This window comes from Ruegeria sp. AH3, assembly GCF_056536265.1.
Window position 1 is genome coordinate 92,388 of record NZ_JBQFJL010000002.1, and the last position, 16,437, is coordinate 108,824.

Below are 16,437 nucleotides of genomic sequence, written 5' to 3' on the forward strand. Positions count from 1 at the left end.
CCGCCGATTTTGGCGGGGTTTTGTTGTATTATTCTGCGGCTTCTTCGTATTCTGACATGGGGGGGCATGTGCAGATGAGGTTTCTGTCGCCGTAAGCGTTGTCGACGCGGTTGACGGGGGACCAGTATTTGTCGACGCCCATCGAGCCCGGAGGGAAGCAGGCCTGTTCGCGGGTGTAGGGGCGGTCCCAGTCGCCGACCAGATCGCGCACCGTGTGGGGGGCGTTTTTCAGCGGGTTGTTCTCCGCGTCGATCTTGCCGTCGATGATGTCCTGCGCCTCGGAGCGGATCGAGAGCATGGCGTCGCAGAAGCGGTCCAGCTCGTCCTTGGGTTCCGATTCCGTGGGCTCGACCATCAGGGTGCCGGCCACGGGCCAGGACATAGTCGGGGCGTGGAAACCTGAATCAACCAGGCGTTTGGCCACGTCATCCACGGTCACATGCGCCTCGGCGTCCAGCGGACGGGTGTCGAGGATGCATTCATGCGCTACGCGACCCGTTTCCGAGGTATACAGGATCGGATAGGCATCCTGCAGACGCGCAGCGATGTAGTTGGCGTTCAGGATCGCCACCTTGGTCGCCTGCGTCAGACCCGCGCCACCCATCAGCAGCACATAGGCCCAGCTGACCGGCAGGATCGAAGGCGAGCCAAAGGGTGCCGCCGAGACCGGACCCACGGCAGTGCCGTATTCCGGATGGCCGGGCAGATGCTCTTCCAGATGCGCCTTGACGCCGATCGGACCCATGCCGGGGCCGCCGCCGCCATGCGGGATGCAGAAGGTCTTGTGCAGGTTCAGGTGGCTGACGTCACCGCCCACATCGCCCGGACGCGCCAGACCGACCATGGCGTTCATGTTGGCCCCGTCGATATAGACCTGACCGCCGTGATCATGGGTGATCTGGCAGACCTCCTGCACGGTGGTCTCGAACACGCCATGGGTCGAAGGGTAGGTGATCATGCAGGCGGCCAGATGATCGCTGTGCTTCTCAGCCTTGGCGCGGAAGTCTGCGACATCGATGTTGCCCTTGTCATCCGCCTGCACCGGCACAACCTGCCAGCCCACCATCTGCGCCGAGGCCGGGTTGGTGCCATGGGCCGAGGTTGGGATCAGGCAGACATTGCGATGCCCTTCGCCGCGGGCGAAGTGATAGTTGCGGATGGTCAGCAGGCCCGCATATTCGCCCTGCGCTCCCGAGTTGGGCTGCTGGCTGATCGCGTCATAGCCGGTGATCTGGCACAGCTTGTCGTTCAGATCGTCGATCATCTCGTGATAGCCCTGCGCCTGATCTTCGGGGCAGAACGGGTGCAGGTTGCCGAACTCGGGCCAGGTGACCGGGATCATCTCGATCGTGGCGTTCAGCTTCATGGTGCAGGACCCCAGCGGGATCATCGCCCGGTCCAGCGCCAGGTCGCGGTCGGCCAGACGGCGCATATACCGCGTGATCTCGGCCTCGGCCCGGTTCTTGTGGAAGATCTCGTGGGTCAGGTAGGCGCTTTCGCGCAGCGCATGTTCCGGCAGGCGGTAAGCCACGTTCGAGCTGTCATCCTTGCGGTCGATGCCGAAGGCACCCCAGACCGCCTCGATGGTCTCCGGCCGGGTCTGTTCATCCAGGCTGATGCCCACTTTGGTCTCGCCAACCTTGCGCAGGTTGACGCCGCGGGCCACGGCGGCTTCCATGACGACGTTCTGCAGATGGCCGACCTCAACCGTGATGGTGTCGAAGAACACTTCCGGCTCAACGGCAAAGCCCGCCTCTTCCAGACCAGCGGCCATGCGCGAGGTCTTGCGGTGCACCGACTGCGCGATGGCCTTGATGCCGTCGGGGCCGTGATACACGGCATACATCGAAGCAATCACTGCCAGCAGCGCCTGCGCGGTGCAGACGTTCGAGTTCGCCTTTTCGCGGCGAATGTGCTGCTCGCGGGTCTGCAGGGCCAGGCGGTAGGCCTTGTTGCCCCGGCTGTCGATGCTGACGCCGATGATCCGGCCCGGCATCGAGCGCTTCAGCTTGTCAGTGGTTGCCATATACGCGGCGTGCGGGCCGCCATAGCCCATCGGAACGCCAAAGCGCTGGGTCGAGCCGATGGCAATATCCGCGCCCATCTCGCCGGGCGACTTCAGCAGCGCCAGCGACAGGATATCGGCGGCGACAATCGCGATGGCCTTGTGTTCATGCAGGGCGGCGATTTCCGATGTGAAGTCGCGCACATGGCCGTGGGTGCCGGGATACTGGAAGATCGCACCAAAGACCGCGCCTGCATCCAGCGTGTCCGGATCGGCGACCTGAACCTCGATGCCCAGAGGCTCGGCGCGGGTTTTAATGACCGCGATGGTCTGCGGGTGGCAGTTCTTGTCGACGAAGAAGGCTGCGTTGTTGGCCTTGGACCGGCCGCCGCGCTTGGCCATGGCCATCGCTTCGGCCGCAGCTGTGGCTTCGTCCAGCAGCGAGGCGTTGGCCACATCCAGCCCGGTCAGGTCGCTGACCATGGTCTGGAAGTTCAACAGCGCCTCAAGCCGGCCCTGGCTGATCTCGGGCTGATAGGGCGTGTAGGCGGTGTACCAGGCCGGGTTTTCCAGAATGTTGCGCAGGATCGGCGCCGGCGTCGTGGTGCCGTAATACCCCTGACCGATCAGCGAGGTCAGAACCTTGTTCTTGCTCGCCACCTCTTTCATGTGGAACAGAGCATCGCGCTCGGTCATCGCCGGGCCCCAGTCCAGCGGCTCTTTCTGCCGGATTGCGGGTGGAACGGTGGCGTCGATCAGCTCGTCCAGCGTCTTGAAGCCGATCACCTTGAGCATGTCGCGCATCTCGGTCGGGCTGGGCCCGATATGGCGACGGTTGGCGAAGTCATAGGCTTCGTAATCGGTCAGTTTGAAGGCCATGTGTGCGCTCCTCAAGGATAGGTCAGACCCGGCGGAGACTGCGGGAGCCTTCGGCGGAGATATTTTTAGCCAGATGAAGGGCGGATCCGTGACTGGACCCGCCATTTGGGTTTATCCGATGAAGGCCTTGTAGCCAGCTTCGTCCATCAAATCTTCGAGCTGCGACGCGTCTGTGATCTTGATCTTGTAGATCCAGGCCTCGCCCTCGGGGTCCTCGTTCAGCGCGCCCGGGGTGTCGGCCAGCGCCTCGTTCACCTCGACGATCTCACCATCGACCGGGGCATAGAGCTCGGATGCCGCCTTGACGGATTCAATCACGCCGATCTCACCATCTTTCTCGAACTCGTCGCCAACTTCCTGCTGCTCGACGAAGACCACATCGCCCAGCTGTTCCGCCGCATGTTTGGTGATGCCCAAAGTGGCCGTGTCACCGTCAACGGTCAGCCATTCGTGCTCTTCGGAATAATAGGTTGCCATATGTCTCTCTCCTGACTTCAACGCTTGTAATTCTGGGTGACGAAGGGCAGCGCAACGATCTCGGCCGGTTGCGGCTTGCCCCGGATGATCAGGTTCACCGCCTCACCCGGCTCGCCATGGCCTTTGCTCACATAACCCATCGCCACCGGTCCGCCCACCGTGGGGCCAAACACGCCCGAGGTGATCTGGCCAATGGTATTGCCCTCGGCGCACTGGATCTCAACGCCCTGACGCGCCGGTGCGCGGCCTGTCGGTTTGATACCGACCAGCTTTTTGGCGGGGCCTTCGGCCAGTTCCTTTTGCACCCGGTCGGCCCCCGGGAAGCCGCCCTCTTCCTTGCGGCGCTTTTGCATCGCCCAACCGAGGCTCGCCTCGACCGGCGAGGTGCTCTGATCGATGTCATTGCCATAGAGGCACAGACCCGCCTCGAGCCGCAGGCTGTCGCGCGCGCCCAGACCGGCCGCTTCGCAATCCTCATGCGCCAGAAAGGCCTTGCTGATCTCGATGGCCTTGTCCTCGGGGATCGAGATCTCATAGCCATCCTCACCGGTGTAGCCCAGCCGCGAGATGCGGCATTCGACACCCAAGATATCCGCCACGGTGGTTTCCATGAACTTCAGATCCCGCGCGGCAGGGCAAAGCGCGCCCACCACATCTTCGGCCTTGGGGCCCTGAACCGCCACCAGCGCACGATCGAAGATCTCAGTCACCTCAACGCCGTCCAGATTGGCCTGCATATGCGGAATATCCTGATGCCGCAGCGCCGCGTTCACCACCACAAAGTAGTGATCCCCCGCATTCGACACGATCAAATCGTCCATGATCCCGCCGTCTTCGTTCGTAAAGAACCCGTACCGCGCCTTGCCTTCCTTCAGCGTCGCATAGGCCTGCGGGCACAAAGCTTCCAGCTTCTCACCCACATTCTCGCCCCGCAGAATAACCTGACCCATATGGCTCACATCAAACAACGCCGCCTTCTCACGACACTGCTTATGCTCACCCATTATCCCCAAGGGATACTGAACAGGCATCTCCCAACCAGCAAAATCAACCAACTTACCTCCCAACTCAACATGTAACGAGTACAAAGGAGTGCGCTTAATCTCTGTCATAACTAGCGCCTTTCAATCAGCGGGACTGGTCACGAACGACCGTAACGGTGCAATGCGCGTTGCGCACGACACGGGCGAGGTTCGGGCCAATCTCATAGTTCGGGAAATCACCTTTGGTCGACGCCATGACGATCAGGTCAAAGCCGTCCTTGTAGGCGAGCTTCAGGATTTCGCGGTATACGCTGCCTTCTTCGACTTGGATTGTTACGTCAGAGGCATCGCCATGATCCAGAATGGCCTGAACCGCATTGCGCACGTGCTCTTTTGCGCCAGCACCATAGTTGGCGGGCAGGTTCGGCAGCTGGATGATCTCAGGGATGACGGCAACCGCGTGCAGCTCGGCCCCGTAGAATTTCGCCTGTTCCAGTGCGAGAGGCAGGGCATTCTTCCACGAACGGTCGTCGGTATGATCAATAGGCAGCAGGATTTTCGTGGCCATCACGTCTCTCCTCGAGATAGGGAATTCGGTTTCAAACCGGAGGGCCGAGATGGCCCTCCGCATTCTTTAGACCCGAGATTACTCGGCAGCCGTTGCGCCCGGCTCTTCGGATTTGCCGCCCGAGGCGAAGAACTCTTTCGTCAGTTTGAAGACGATTGGGCTCAGCAATGCGAGGGCGATCAGGTTCGGAATGGCCATCATGGCGTTCAGCGTATCCGCCAGCAGCCAGATGAAGCCCAGATCTGCAGTTGCGCCGAAGTAGATCATGACGATCCACAGGACGCGGTAGGGCATCAGGGATTTCACACCCAGCAGGAACTCCACACATTTCTCGCCGTAGAACGACCAGCCCAGGATGGTGGTGAAGGCAAAGATCGACAGAGCGATGGCGATCAGATACCCACCGATACCCGGCAGCGACAGTTCGAACGCGTGGCTGGTCAGCGCCGCACCGGATTCACCCGATGTCCACGCACCCGAAGCGATGATTGCCAGACCGGTGATCGAGCAGACGATGATGGTGTCGATGAACGTACCCAGCATAGCGATCAGGCCTTGGTTTACCGGACCTTTGGTCTCGGCGGCGGCGTGCGCAATCGGTGCCGAACCCAAACCGGCTTCGTTCGAGAAGACACCACGTGCCACACCGAAGCGGATGGCGGCCCAGACGGCTGCGCCCGCGAAACCACCTTCGGCGGCCGATGGGGTGAAGGCGTAGGTAAAGACCAGCGACAGGGCGGAACCGATATTGCCGATGTTAATCAGCAGAACCAGCAGACCGGCGATTATATAAGCGACCGCCATGAAGGGAACCAGCTTACCGGCAACCGCACCGATGCGGGTGATACCACCCAGAATCACGGCTGCGGTGAGGACCATCAGCACGACACCGGTGACCGAGGTGTTGAGGCCAAAGTTGGCTTCCAGTACCTGCGCCACACCGTTGGCCTGTACGCCGTTGCCGATGCCGAAGGCAGCGATCGCGCCGAACAGAGCGAAAGCAACGCCCAGCCAGGCCCATTTCGCGCCCAGACCGTTCTTGATGTAGTACATCGGGCCGCCGACATAGTTACCAAGCTCGTCCTTTTCGCGATACTTAACCGCGCAGACGGCTTCGGCATATTTGGTGGCCATGCCCACCAGGGCGGTCATCCACATCCAGAACAAGGCGCCCGGACCGCCCAGGAAGACAGCAGTGGCCACACCGGCGATATTACCCGTACCGATGGTCGCCGACAGCGAGGTCATCAGCGCGTTGAACGGGCTGATTTGCCCTTCGCCCTGTCCTTCACGGCCTTTGAACAGCAGGCTGAAACCTGTGCCGACGCGCAGGATCGGCATGAATTTCAGGCCGACCTGCAGGAAGAAGCCGACGCCAAGAATGAGAACCAACATCAGCGGCCCCCATACGACGCCATTGATGGCCCCTACGATTGAGTTTAACGCTTCCATGGATTTCCTCCCATATGCGTTAGAGTTATGCCCAGTTCGCCAAAGCCCGTTGGCGGGCTTGCTTTAGGGCGACAAAATCTTCGTCCGCGTGGAACGACGAACGGGTCAGCGGAGTCGCCGACACGTGCAAGAAGCCCTTGGAACGCGCGATCTGTTCCAGTTGGGCAAATTCTTCCGGTGACCAGAACCGGTCGATCGGATGATGTTTCGTGGTGGGTTGCAGGTACTGGCCGACGGTCAGAAAATCGACATTGGCAGCACGCAGGTCGTCCATGACTTGCCGCACGTCGTTCAAGCTTTCGCCCAAACCAACCATCAGGCCCGATTTCGTGAAAATCTCGGGATTGGTGCGCTTTGCATCGTCGAGCAAGCGGAGCGACGTGTAATAGCGAGCACCCGGGCGCACCGTCGGATAGAGATGCGGTACAGTTTCCAGATTGTGGTTGAAGACATCCGGTGCCGCTTCAAATACAATATCTGAGGCGCATCCTTTTCCCAGAAAATCCGGTGTCAGAACTTCGACTGTGGTTCCCGGATTTTGATGGCGCACGGCGCGGATGGTTTGCGCGATATGCTCGGCGCCGCCATCTTCCAGATCATCCCGGTCAACTGACGTGATCACCACATGGCGAAGACCCAGCTTCTTGACGGCGGCAGCAACTCGGCCCGGTTCGAATACATCCAACTTATCTGGCCGACCGGTGGCTACATTGCAGAAGGAACAACCACGCGTACAGATCTCGCCCATGATCATCATCGTGGCATGGCGTTTGGACCAGCATTCACCGATGTTCGGGCACGCGGCCTCTTCACAGACCGTTGCCAGATCATGCTCGCGCATCAGGCGTCGGGTTTCATAGTATTCTGCGCTGTCGCCCTTTTTCTTGCGAATCCACTTAGGCTTGCGCGGGATTACACTGTCTGCCTTCTTGGCTTTTTCCGGGTGGCGAGGACGAAGCTGGACGGTCATCTGGCTATTCCCCCTTACGCGTGGATCGCGCGGCCCATGGCGTCGAGGCAGGCTTCTTTCACCGCCTCTCCCATGGCCGGATGTGCGTGACAGGTTGCGGCTACTTCGGACACGGTTGCGCCCTTGGTCATGGCCAGAACTAGTTCGGCAATCAGATCACCGCCATGTGCACCGCAGATATGAGCGCCCAGGATTTTGCCGTTCGGGTCAGCCAAAACCTTGACCGCCCCATCGGTTTCTCCGGTAGAACGCGCGCGAGAGTTGGCCATGAAGGCAAACTTGCCCACCAAATACTCGGCTCCGGCCTCTTTAAGCGCCTCCTCGGTCAATCCGACAGAAGCAACCTCAGGATCGGTGTACACGACGCCGGGCACAGTGTTGTAATCCACGTGACCGCCCTGCCCTGCCAGCATCTCGACACAAGCAACACCGTCCTCTTCAGCCTTGTGCGCCAGCATCGGGCCCGGAACACAATCGCCGATGGCATAAACACCCGGCACCGATGTCTGAAAGGCATCATCAACCTCGATAAACCCGCGCGCGTCTACCGCAACACCAAGGTCCGCAAGACCAAGACCCCGGGTCACCGGCCGACGACCAACTGCGATCAGGACTTTATCGGCCTCGATCACTTCTTCTTTGTCCTTGCCTACACGATCCACGGTCAGGGCCAGGCCCGCATCCGTTTTCTCGACCGATTTCAGAGCACGGCCCAGCTGGAACTTCAGCCCGCGTTTGGACAGGGCGCGCTGCGCCAGCTTGGCAATTTCGCCATCGATGCCCGGCAGCACACGGTCCAGATATTCAACAACCGTCACTTTGGCGCCCAGACGGGCCCAGACCTGCCCCAGTTCCAGCCCGATCACACCAGCACCGATCACCACCAGATGCTCGGGCACAACGTCCAGCGCAATCGCGCCGGTTGAGCTGAGGACGTCCTGCTCGTCAATCTCGATCCCCGGCAGCGAGGTGGGTTCGGAACCGGTGGCGATCAGTATATTCTTTGCCTCATGGACGTCATCCCCCACCTTGACCTGCCCGACCGCCGGAATGCTGGCCCAGCCCTCGATCAGATCAATGCCGTTTTTCTTGAACAGGAACGCGATGCCATTGGTCAGATCGCCGACGATCTTGTCCTTGCGCCCCATCATCGCGGATACATCAATGCTGGCCCCCTCGACCGCAATACCGTGGGAGGAGAGATGTGCAAGTTCGGCATATTTGGCCGAAGAGGTCAGCAACGCTTTGGAGGGGATGCACCCCACATTCAGACAGGTTCCACCCAGTGCCCCGCGCCCTTCGACGCAGGCCACCTTCAAGCCCAACTGAGCCGCGCGAATGGCTGCAACATAGCCGCCCGGGCCGCCGCCGATGACGATAAGATCGTAAGTCATCTGGTCTTCTTTCAGTAGATCGGGTGGTTTGCACAGAGGGCGTGAACCTTCTCGCGGGTTTCTTTTTCGACAGCTTCATCTCCGCCTGGGGATTGTGCCAGTGCGTCCAACACATCTCCAATCAGGTGGCCAATCTGCTTGAACTCTTCCGGTCCAAAGCCGCGGCTGCATCCGGCAGCGGTGCCCAGACGGATACCACTGGTGATGGTCGGCTTCTCAGGATCGCCGGGAACGCTGTTCTTGTTGCAGGTGAACCCGGCGCGTTCCAACGCGGCCTCGGCGTCCTTGCCCGTCACACCGATGGGGCGCAGATCAACCAGCATCAAGTGGTTCTCGGTGCCACCCGAAACGATGTCGCAACCACGTGCCATCATCACGTTAGCCAACGCGGACGCACTGTCGACGACGCGCTGCATGTATTCCTTGAATTCCGGCTTCAGAGCCTCGCCAAAGGCAACTGCCTTGCCCGCGATCACATGCATCAGAGGGCCGCCTTGCAAGCCGGGGAAAACTGCCGAATTGATCTTCTTCGCCAGCGCTTCATCATTGGTCAGAATGATGCCGCCGCGCGGGCCACGCAGAGTCTTGTGCGTGGTAGAAGTAACCACATGAGCGTGTCCAATCGGCGAGGGGTGCAGACCCGTGGCTACCAACCCAGCGATATGCGCCATATCGGCCAGCAGCCACGCCCCGACCTCATCAGCAATTTCGCGGAATTTGGCAAAATCGATTTTCTGAGAATAGGCCGATGCCCCGGCGATGATCAGTTTGGGTTTCTCAGCCCGGGCCAGCTCTGCAACCTGATTGTAGTCGATCAGACCTGCATCGGTCAGACCGTACTGTACCGGACGAAACCACTTGCCTGATTGCGCGGGCTTTGCACCATGGGTCAGGTGACCGCCGGCATCCAGCGACATGCCAAGGATCGTGTCTCCGGGGCTAAGCAGCGCCAGCTTCACCGCGCCGTTGGCTTGCGCGCCCGAATGCGGCTGAACATTTGCATATTCGCACCCGAAAAGTTTCTTGAGGCGATCGATCGCTTCGCTTTCCACTTCATCCACATATTCGCACCCGCCATAATAACGGCGACCGGGGTAACCTTCGGCATATTTGTTTGTCAGAACAGAGCCTTGTGCGTCGATGACAGCCTGCGAAACGATGTTTTCCGACGCAATCAGCTCAATCTGCTCTGCCTGACGTTTGCCTTCACGCGCAATTGACGCAGCAATGACCGGATCGGCATCTTTGATCGATTTTGTAAACATGGTCTCCTCCAGCAATCCCGAATCCCAAGTACGAAATTTTGTTTCCTATAGTGGATTTTTATCTCTTATGGCAACATTAATCTCATTTTTGTGAAGTTGTGTGAGTGCGGGGAAACAGGTAACCTGAAGAAAAACAGGGGGATTTTCATGGCAGATGATACTTCGAACGAGGCCTCCGGTCCGGAGGAACAGGATGAAGGCGCTGCACTGGGGCGCTCAATCCGGGATGCGCGCCGGGCAAAAGGATGGACGTTGGAAGAAGCAGGACGGGCTGCAGGAATCGGTCGCTCGACACTTTCCAAGATCGAAAACAATCAGACACGCCCCAGCTTCGACATTGTTCGCAGGCTGACGCAGGCGTTGGACATGAGCACACCGCAATTGTTCCTGCAAACCAACCAGACCGGAATTTCAGGACGCCGCGATTTCACCCCAAAAGGTGAAGGCGAAATGAAGGACACTCCCACCTATCTGCACGAATTGCTTTGCCCTGAGCTGACCACCAAGCGCATGTTGCCCTACATCGCAACGATCAAAGCCCGCGATTTGTCAGAATTCGAGACCTGGATCCGTCATAGCGGCGAAGAGTTCATGTACGTGATCAGTGGCGAGCTCACATTCGTTTCTGAGCACTATCGGCCTCTGAAAATGAAAGCAGGTGACTCTCTCTATTACGACAGCGGCATGGGCCACGGCTGCATCTCGACCAGCGAAGAAGACGCCAGAGTTCTCTGGGTCTCGCTGGAGTGATCTGGGGCATCGATCGGGTAAGACCTGGGCTGAAAGGACCAGTGCCATCAACGGCGTGGTTTCTAACATGCCGATGTCGCGATTGTTTATTGCCAGTATCTTGCATCAGTTGTCGATTGTAGTGTTAATCTCGGCCTACTGCATGCTCTACATCTATTGTCACGATAAACCGATATCGCCCCGCGAGGGATGCTTTGTCCATTTGTCCGCAGCGCGCCGAGCGCTACGGCTCATGGGATTTTCGGTGTTCCTCATGCTGATCGCGACCAGTTTACTGTCCGCCACCTCTCAAATCGCCTCGTTCCCGCCGGAACGGGCTCATCACTAAACTCTCGGAAACGGAGAAATCATGTCAGGTCATGGCTACGAATCTGGACGCTTGAATCTACCCTTTGTCGGTATTTCAACATTCGGCAAGAAACCTTATGTCGAGAATTGGGACAAGATCGACGCAGATGTCGCCATCCTTGGTGCGCCATTCGACTTCGGATGCCAGTTCCGACCGGGCGCACGGTTTGGCCCGCGGGCCGTACGCGAGGCATCGACCTTGTTCAGCTTTGGTCATGCTGGAGCCTATGATCACGAGGATGACGCCACCTATCTGGGTGAGGACGTGCGCATCGTCGACATAGGCGACGCAGACATCATCCATACCAAGACCGAAGAAAGCCACGACAACATCGAATTCGGGGTGAAAAAGATCCTCGATGCGGGTGCTATCCCGGTAACGATCGGGGGCGATCACTCGATCAACATCCCCTGCATCAATGCCTACGCTGAAGATTGCGCCAAGAATGGCCCGATCCACGTCGTTCAAATCGACGCGCATCTGGATTTCGTCGATGAGCGTAAAGGCGTGACCCTGGGCCACGGAAACCCGATGCGCCGAGCTATCGAGAAAGACTATGTCTCAGGCATGACCCAATTGGGCATTCGCAACGTGTCTTCGACCGCGAAGGAAGGGTACGACGATGCGCGCGCGCGCGGTTCGGACATCATCTCTGTGCGGCAGGTACGCAAGCTGGGGACAGAAGGCGTTCTAGATCGTATCCCTGAGGGCGCGCGGTACTATGTCACCATCGACATCGATGCCTTCTGCCCGTCAATCGCGCCGGGAACCGGTACACCCAGCCACGGCGGGTTTCAGTACTACGATGTGTTGGAAATCGTGCAGGGCCTCACCAAGCGCGGCGATGTGGTGGGCATCGATCTGGTCGAGGTTGCCCCAGCCTATGATCCGACCGAAAGCACCCAGATCCTGGCTGCGCAGCTGCTGCTAAACTTCATCGGATTCATCTTCCGCAACAGAACCTGAAGATATCGGCAACCAGCGGAGGCCAAGATCGGCCTTCGCCACGACCGCAGGGGAATCCTGCCTAGTCTTTGAGCTGGCTTTGAATGAAGTCTCGGGGGTCTTTCTGCAATCCTGCGCGCGCCTTGGCGGGATCAAAGGTTGTCTTTGATCTTGTACCACGTGAAGGCCAACGGCAGCGAGGCGCGTCGCCATGAGCCAAACTCGAACCGGCGCATCGGGCGCTTCATCAGATCAGGATGGGGTCGGGTTGCACGGCCCAAAGCCTGATCGGCGATCAGCGCGCCCGCATAAGGAGCCATCGTTACACCACCGCCGTGATACCCCAGCGCAGCCCAGGCGTTGTCCAACCCGGGAACCGCGCCGGCGAAGGGCACGAGATTGCGGGTCATACAGATCAAACCCGACCAGAAATACGCAATTTCCACATGCCTCCATTCGGGAAACATCCGCTTGAAATCAGCGTGAGCTTTGGCCTCGGTCGCGGCGATGTTGGTCTCCGTTACACGGACCGAACCGCGTAAGCCAAGCAGCATTCGTTTGTTCGGAAGCAGACGGAAATAATGAAGCAGCGTGCGTGTGTCACAGACCATCTGCGCGCTCCACCATCCCTGCGCATTGATCTCGTCATCACTCAAGGGTCGAGTGACCAGAATGTTCGACTGCACAGGCAGATAGCGACCCGCAAATGCCATTGGAAGATCGTCTGAGGAATAACCGTTGGTTGCGATCAGAAGCTTCTTTGCACGCACAATCCCGTTGGGCGTATGCAGAACATGGCCGTTGTCCTGCGCGATCCTTGTGACCGGAGAATGCGAAAACATGCGCACTCCGGCAGCTTCGGCCTGCCGGGTCAGGCCTAGAACGAACTTCATCGGATTAAGTGCAAATCCGATCGGCAGATGCACAGCACCGTGAAAATCAGGACTGTTCAGGCCATGCGCAGCCATCTCTTCCTTTGGAACGAACTCATAAGGCAGCCCATAGCGGTTCGTATACTGTTGCCCGTATTGCTTGAGCCCCTCAACAGCGGCAGGCCGATGGGCGACGTAAGTGTAACCCTTGGAATGACGATCCACGTCCAGATTGTACCGATCCAGATACTCCTCGACCAAATCGACCGAAGCACGTTCGGCATCGAAGAACACGCGCGCGTCATCTTCGCCGTATTTCTTGACGATCTGATCGTGTTCCATCTTGCCACTGCCGACCGAGACCAACCCGCCATTGCGACCAGAGGCACCCCAGCCGGGCCCTTGCCCGTCCAGCAACACCACATCCGCCCCTGCCCCGGCCAGAGTCAGTGCCGCTGACAGACCGGTATAGCCGCCACCGATGATTGCGAATTCACACACCGTTTCACCAGCCTGAACCTGATACTCAGGCATAGGCGCATCAACCGTGCTGTCCCAATACCGGTCACGGATCGGGCGATCGCCATAGGCCAGGGGTTCATAAAGTCTCTTCATCCGCTGTTACCCGGGTCGGATGCAGATGTTGCAGGTCGCAGCGAGGCAGGACACCGCAAAGCAACCAACGGCTGCCATCGGGGTATCGGAACGCTTTGCCGCGCCGCGCGTCATGCGCCTATCTGTTTTCACCGTCACCGCCGACATACCATACTGTTAGCTTCTCAAAAGCATGATCTACGCGGGTCGAGCACAAAGTCTACAACTTATCGCGCAGGCTGAACCAAAGCATCGCCAGCACCAGAAGCGGTGTGCGAAACATCGGACCGCCGGGGAAGGGTTTGGTCGGAACTTTGGCCATGATGTCGAAACGCTCTGCCTGACCTGCAATGGTCTCTGCCGCTATCTGACCCGACAACGTACCCAGAGCCACGCCTGCGCCCGAGAAGCCCGACAGCGTCAGAATATTACCTCCGATCCGTTCGTAATGCGGCATCCGGTTCATGGTAATGCCCAGCGTTCCACCCCAGGCATGATCGATGCGGGCGCCCTTCAGCTGCGGGAATATCTCGGTCATCGGCTTTCGCACCGCCGAGGCGATGTCGGACGGGAACCGGTAACCATAGCTTTCGGTGCCGCCAAACAGCAGGCGGTGGTCGTCAGAGAAGCGGAAATAATTGATCACGAACTTGCTGTCAGCGACCGCATAGTTGTTACGTATGATCTCTTCCTGCGCTGCCGGGTCCATCGGCTCGGTGGACACGATGAAATTGTTGATCGGCATGACACGTTGCGCCACATGTTTGTGCATTTCACCCAAATAGCCGTTACAACCCAAAACCACATAGCGCGCCTTGACGCTGGCCTCCTCGGTCTTGACCACCGCGGGCTCACCCTCCAGAACCTTGTTGACTTTCGACCGTTCGAATATCCGCACACCTGCTTTGACGGCCAGCCGCGCCAGACCCAGCACAAGCTCAAACGGGTTCACGTGACCCGCACCCATATCCAGCGTTCCGCCGTAATAGGCAGGTGAGTTCACCAAATGGCGACATTCATCCTTGTCCAGAAGTCGGATTTTGTCATAGCCATATTTGGTGTTCATGTGCTCGACGTATTCCACATTGTGCTTGTGGTACCGTTCCCGGTGCACTGTGTGGATCACGCCATCGTGGAAACTGGTGCGGACCTCATCCTTCTTGGTTAGTTCGCGCACCAGATCGACAGCCTGCGCGCCAATATCCCACAACTGGCGTGCATGCTCGTCCCCGACCATGCCTTCAAGCTCTTCCTGATCGACGCGCTGCCCCATGCTGACCTGACCGCCATTGCGGCCGGATGCGCCAAAACCGACACGCTGTGCATCCAGCACAATCACGTCATAGCCACGTTGCGCCAGATGATAGGCCGTTGAAAGGCCCGTGAATCCCGCACCGACAACGCAGACGTCGCATTCCAACGATCCCTGCGCCCGGGGTAACGGGTCAAGGGTTTCGGCCACATCGGCATAGTATGAGCCGGGGTATTCCCCCAACCGGTCATTTGCGGTCAGCAGATCCATTGGAGGCTCGCATTCACGCCGCTTCGAACATTCCGTCCACGCGGATCTGTTCAAGACATTCGTCCAGCGATTTGCGGGCCCGTTCGATCAGGACGTCGATTTCATCCAGCGTAATGGTCAGCGGCGGAGAAATGATCATCCGATCGCCCACATGACGCATGATGACATTGTTCGCAAAGCACCGTTCACGGCAGATATACCCAACGGTTCCAGCGTCCGACGCAAACGGAGCACGGGTCGACTTGTCCGGGGTCAGCGCAATTGAGGCCATCATTCCAACGATCTTTGTTTCGCCCACCAGCGGATGATCGGCCAGAGCCTCCCATTTTTCCTTCAGATAAGGGGCGGCTACGTTACGCACGTGTTCGATGATCCCGTCCTCTTCCAGAATACGAAGGTTCTCCAACGCTACGGCGCAGGCTACAGGATGGCCGGAATAGGTATAGCCATGATTGAACTCGGTCCCGTCAAGAACCTTCGCAATTTCGTCCGACACTATCGACGCACCTATGGGCGCATAGCCCGAGCTGAGCCCCTTAGCTACTGTCATAATGTCTGGATTGATGCCCAGTGTTTGTGAGCCAAACCAATTGCCAGTCCGGCCAAAACCGCAGATCACCTCATCAACGATCAGCAGGATATCGTATTTCTTACAGATGCGCTGAATCTCGGGCCAGTACGTCGATGGTGGCACGATGACTCCGCCCGCCCCCTGAATCGGCTCGCCGATAAAGGCCGCGACTTTTTCCGGCCCAACCTCTTTGATTTTGGCTTCCAATTGGCGCGCGCGTTCGAGGCCGAATTCCTCGGGCGATACGTCACCACCTTCAGCCCACCAGTTCGGCTGATCAATGAACTCGATGCCCGGGATCGGCGGGCTGCCCTGCTCATGCATCCCTTTCATTCCACCCAACGACGTGCCACCAATGGTCGAACCGTGATAGGCGTTCCAGCGCGAGATGATCACGTCCCGCTCGGGCTGGCCCTTCTCGGCCCAGTAAGTGCGCACCAGACGAATGTTGGTGTCATTGGCGTCCGAGCCGCCATTGGCAAAAAACACATGGTTCAGATCACCGGGTGCCAGCTCAGCCAGCTTCTTAGCCAGCATTAGCGCAGGGACATGTGTAGTCTGGAAGAAGGTGTTATAATAAGGCAGCTCTTTCATCTGCCGTGCTGCGACCTCGGCCAACTCTTCCCGGCCATAACCGATATTGACGCACCAGAGACCGGCCATGCCGTCCAAAATCTCGGCGCCTTCGCTGTCGCGCAACCAGACACCTTTTGCACCGGTAATGACGCGGGCGCCTTTTTCATTCAACTCATCCCCCTTGGTAAAGGGATGCAGGTGGTGGGCAGCGTCCATCGCCTGCAGTTCAGCAGTGGGCAGATGGTTTGCGAATGCCGTCATGTTA

13 protein-coding genes are annotated in these 16,437 nt (G+C 58.8%); 2 read left to right on the top strand and 11 right to left on the bottom strand.

The window, feature by feature from the left end:
* Positions 1-28: 28 nt before the first annotated feature.
* The 8 genes from gcvP to glyA all read right to left on the bottom strand — a co-directional run bounded on the left by gcvP (position 29) and on the right by glyA (position 9,993).
* Positions 29-2,884: an aminomethyl-transferring glycine dehydrogenase gene (gene gcvP / locus ACR3EM_RS18025; protein ID WP_480471649.1), complete on the bottom strand. Its 2,856-nt coding sequence runs from the start codon at positions 2,882-2,884 to the stop codon at positions 29-31.
* A 111-nt stretch (positions 2,885-2,995) separates the two neighbouring features.
* Positions 2,996-3,361, bottom strand: coding sequence for a glycine cleavage system protein GcvH (gene gcvH, locus ACR3EM_RS18030; RefSeq protein WP_480471648.1), 366 nt, complete (start codon positions 3,359-3,361; stop codon positions 2,996-2,998).
* A gap of 17 nt (positions 3,362-3,378) precedes the next feature.
* Positions 3,379-4,473, bottom strand: coding sequence for a glycine cleavage system aminomethyltransferase GcvT (gcvT, locus tag ACR3EM_RS18035; protein WP_480472019.1), 1,095 nt, complete (start codon positions 4,471-4,473; stop codon positions 3,379-3,381).
* Between the two features lie 16 nt (positions 4,474-4,489).
* Positions 4,490-4,912 carry a universal stress protein gene (locus ACR3EM_RS18040; RefSeq protein WP_480472020.1) on the bottom strand — a complete coding sequence of 141 codons (423 nt, stop codon included), beginning with the start codon at positions 4,910-4,912 and terminating at the stop codon, positions 4,490-4,492.
* 78 nt (positions 4,913-4,990) lie between these two features.
* Positions 4,991-6,364 (bottom strand): alanine/glycine:cation symporter family protein, encoded by a 1,374-nt coding sequence (locus tag ACR3EM_RS18045; protein WP_480472021.1) that lies wholly within the window; start codon positions 6,362-6,364, stop codon positions 4,991-4,993.
* Between the two features lie 25 nt (positions 6,365-6,389).
* On the bottom strand, positions 6,390-7,334 hold the full coding sequence (lipA, locus tag ACR3EM_RS18050) for a lipoyl synthase (protein ID WP_480472022.1): 945 nt from the start codon (positions 7,332-7,334) through the stop codon (positions 6,390-6,392).
* Between the two features lie 14 nt (positions 7,335-7,348).
* The gene (lpdA, locus tag ACR3EM_RS18055; RefSeq protein WP_480472023.1) at positions 7,349-8,728 is read right to left on the bottom strand and encodes a dihydrolipoyl dehydrogenase; all 1,380 of its coding nucleotides are present in this window, start codon (positions 8,726-8,728) and stop codon (positions 7,349-7,351) included.
* Positions 8,729-8,739: 11 nt separating this feature from the next.
* Complete coding sequence (glyA, locus tag ACR3EM_RS18060; protein WP_480472024.1) at positions 8,740-9,993, bottom strand: serine hydroxymethyltransferase; 1,254 nt, start codon at positions 9,991-9,993, stop codon at positions 8,740-8,742.
* A gap of 147 nt (positions 9,994-10,140) precedes the next feature.
* On the opposite strand from glyA, the gene ACR3EM_RS18065 reads away from it, so the two are divergent.
* Together ACR3EM_RS18065 and speB are read left to right on the top strand one after the other, a co-directional pair.
* Positions 10,141-10,743: a helix-turn-helix domain-containing protein gene (locus ACR3EM_RS18065; RefSeq protein ID WP_480472025.1), complete on the top strand. Its 603-nt coding sequence runs from the start codon at positions 10,141-10,143 to the stop codon at positions 10,741-10,743.
* Positions 10,744-11,092: 349 nt separating this feature from the next.
* The gene (gene speB, locus ACR3EM_RS18070) at positions 11,093-12,058 is read left to right on the top strand and encodes an agmatinase (protein ID WP_480472026.1); all 966 of its coding nucleotides are present in this window, start codon (positions 11,093-11,095) and stop codon (positions 12,056-12,058) included.
* A 131-nt stretch (positions 12,059-12,189) separates the two neighbouring features.
* On the opposite strand, the gene ACR3EM_RS18075 is transcribed toward speB, so the two are convergent.
* From ACR3EM_RS18075 to ACR3EM_RS18085, 3 genes are all read right to left on the bottom strand, one after another.
* Positions 12,190-13,524: an NAD(P)/FAD-dependent oxidoreductase gene (locus tag ACR3EM_RS18075; RefSeq protein WP_480472027.1), complete on the bottom strand. Its 1,335-nt coding sequence runs from the start codon at positions 13,522-13,524 to the stop codon at positions 12,190-12,192.
* 199 nt (positions 13,525-13,723) lie between these two features.
* Positions 13,724-15,025, bottom strand: a complete 1,302-nt coding sequence (locus tag ACR3EM_RS18080) for an NAD(P)/FAD-dependent oxidoreductase (protein ID WP_480472028.1) — start codon at positions 15,023-15,025, stop codon at positions 13,724-13,726.
* 13 nt (positions 15,026-15,038) lie between these two features.
* Complete coding sequence (locus tag ACR3EM_RS18085; RefSeq protein WP_480472029.1) at positions 15,039-16,433, bottom strand: aspartate aminotransferase family protein; 1,395 nt, start codon at positions 16,431-16,433, stop codon at positions 15,039-15,041.
* Between the last annotated feature and the right edge of the window lie 4 nt (positions 16,434-16,437).

Bases quoted from the DNA above. Each gene is read 5' to 3' on its own strand.
- gcvP (WP_480471649.1), bottom strand. From the start codon at position 2,884: ATGGCCTTCAAACTGACCGATTACGAAGCCTATGACTTCGCCAACCGT.
- gcvH (WP_480471648.1), bottom strand. From the start codon at position 3,361: ATGGCAACCTATTATTCCGAAGAGCACGAATGGCTGACCGTTGACGGT.
- gcvT (WP_480472019.1), bottom strand. From the start codon at position 4,473: ATGACAGAGATTAAGCGCACTCCTTTGTACTCGTTACATGTTGAGTTG.
- ACR3EM_RS18040 (WP_480472020.1), bottom strand. From the start codon at position 4,912: ATGGCCACGAAAATCCTGCTGCCTATTGATCATACCGACGACCGTTCG.
- ACR3EM_RS18045 (WP_480472021.1), bottom strand. From the start codon at position 6,364: ATGGAAGCGTTAAACTCAATCGTAGGGGCCATCAATGGCGTCGTATGG.
- lipA (WP_480472022.1), bottom strand. From the start codon at position 7,334: ATGACCGTCCAGCTTCGTCCTCGCCACCCGGAAAAAGCCAAGAAGGCA.
- lpdA (WP_480472023.1), bottom strand. From the start codon at position 8,728: ATGACTTACGATCTTATCGTCATCGGCGGCGGCCCGGGCGGCTATGTT.
- glyA (WP_480472024.1), bottom strand. From the start codon at position 9,993: ATGTTTACAAAATCGATCAAAGATGCCGATCCGGTCATTGCTGCGTCA.
- ACR3EM_RS18065 (WP_480472025.1), top strand. From the start codon at position 10,141: ATGGCAGATGATACTTCGAACGAGGCCTCCGGTCCGGAGGAACAGGAT.
- speB (WP_480472026.1), top strand. From the start codon at position 11,093: ATGTCAGGTCATGGCTACGAATCTGGACGCTTGAATCTACCCTTTGTC.
- ACR3EM_RS18075 (WP_480472027.1), bottom strand. From the start codon at position 13,524: ATGAAGAGACTTTATGAACCCCTGGCCTATGGCGATCGCCCGATCCGT.
- ACR3EM_RS18080 (WP_480472028.1), bottom strand. From the start codon at position 15,025: ATGGATCTGCTGACCGCAAATGACCGGTTGGGGGAATACCCCGGCTCA.
- ACR3EM_RS18085 (WP_480472029.1), bottom strand. From the start codon at position 16,433: ATGACGGCATTCGCAAACCATCTGCCCACTGCTGAACTGCAGGCGATG.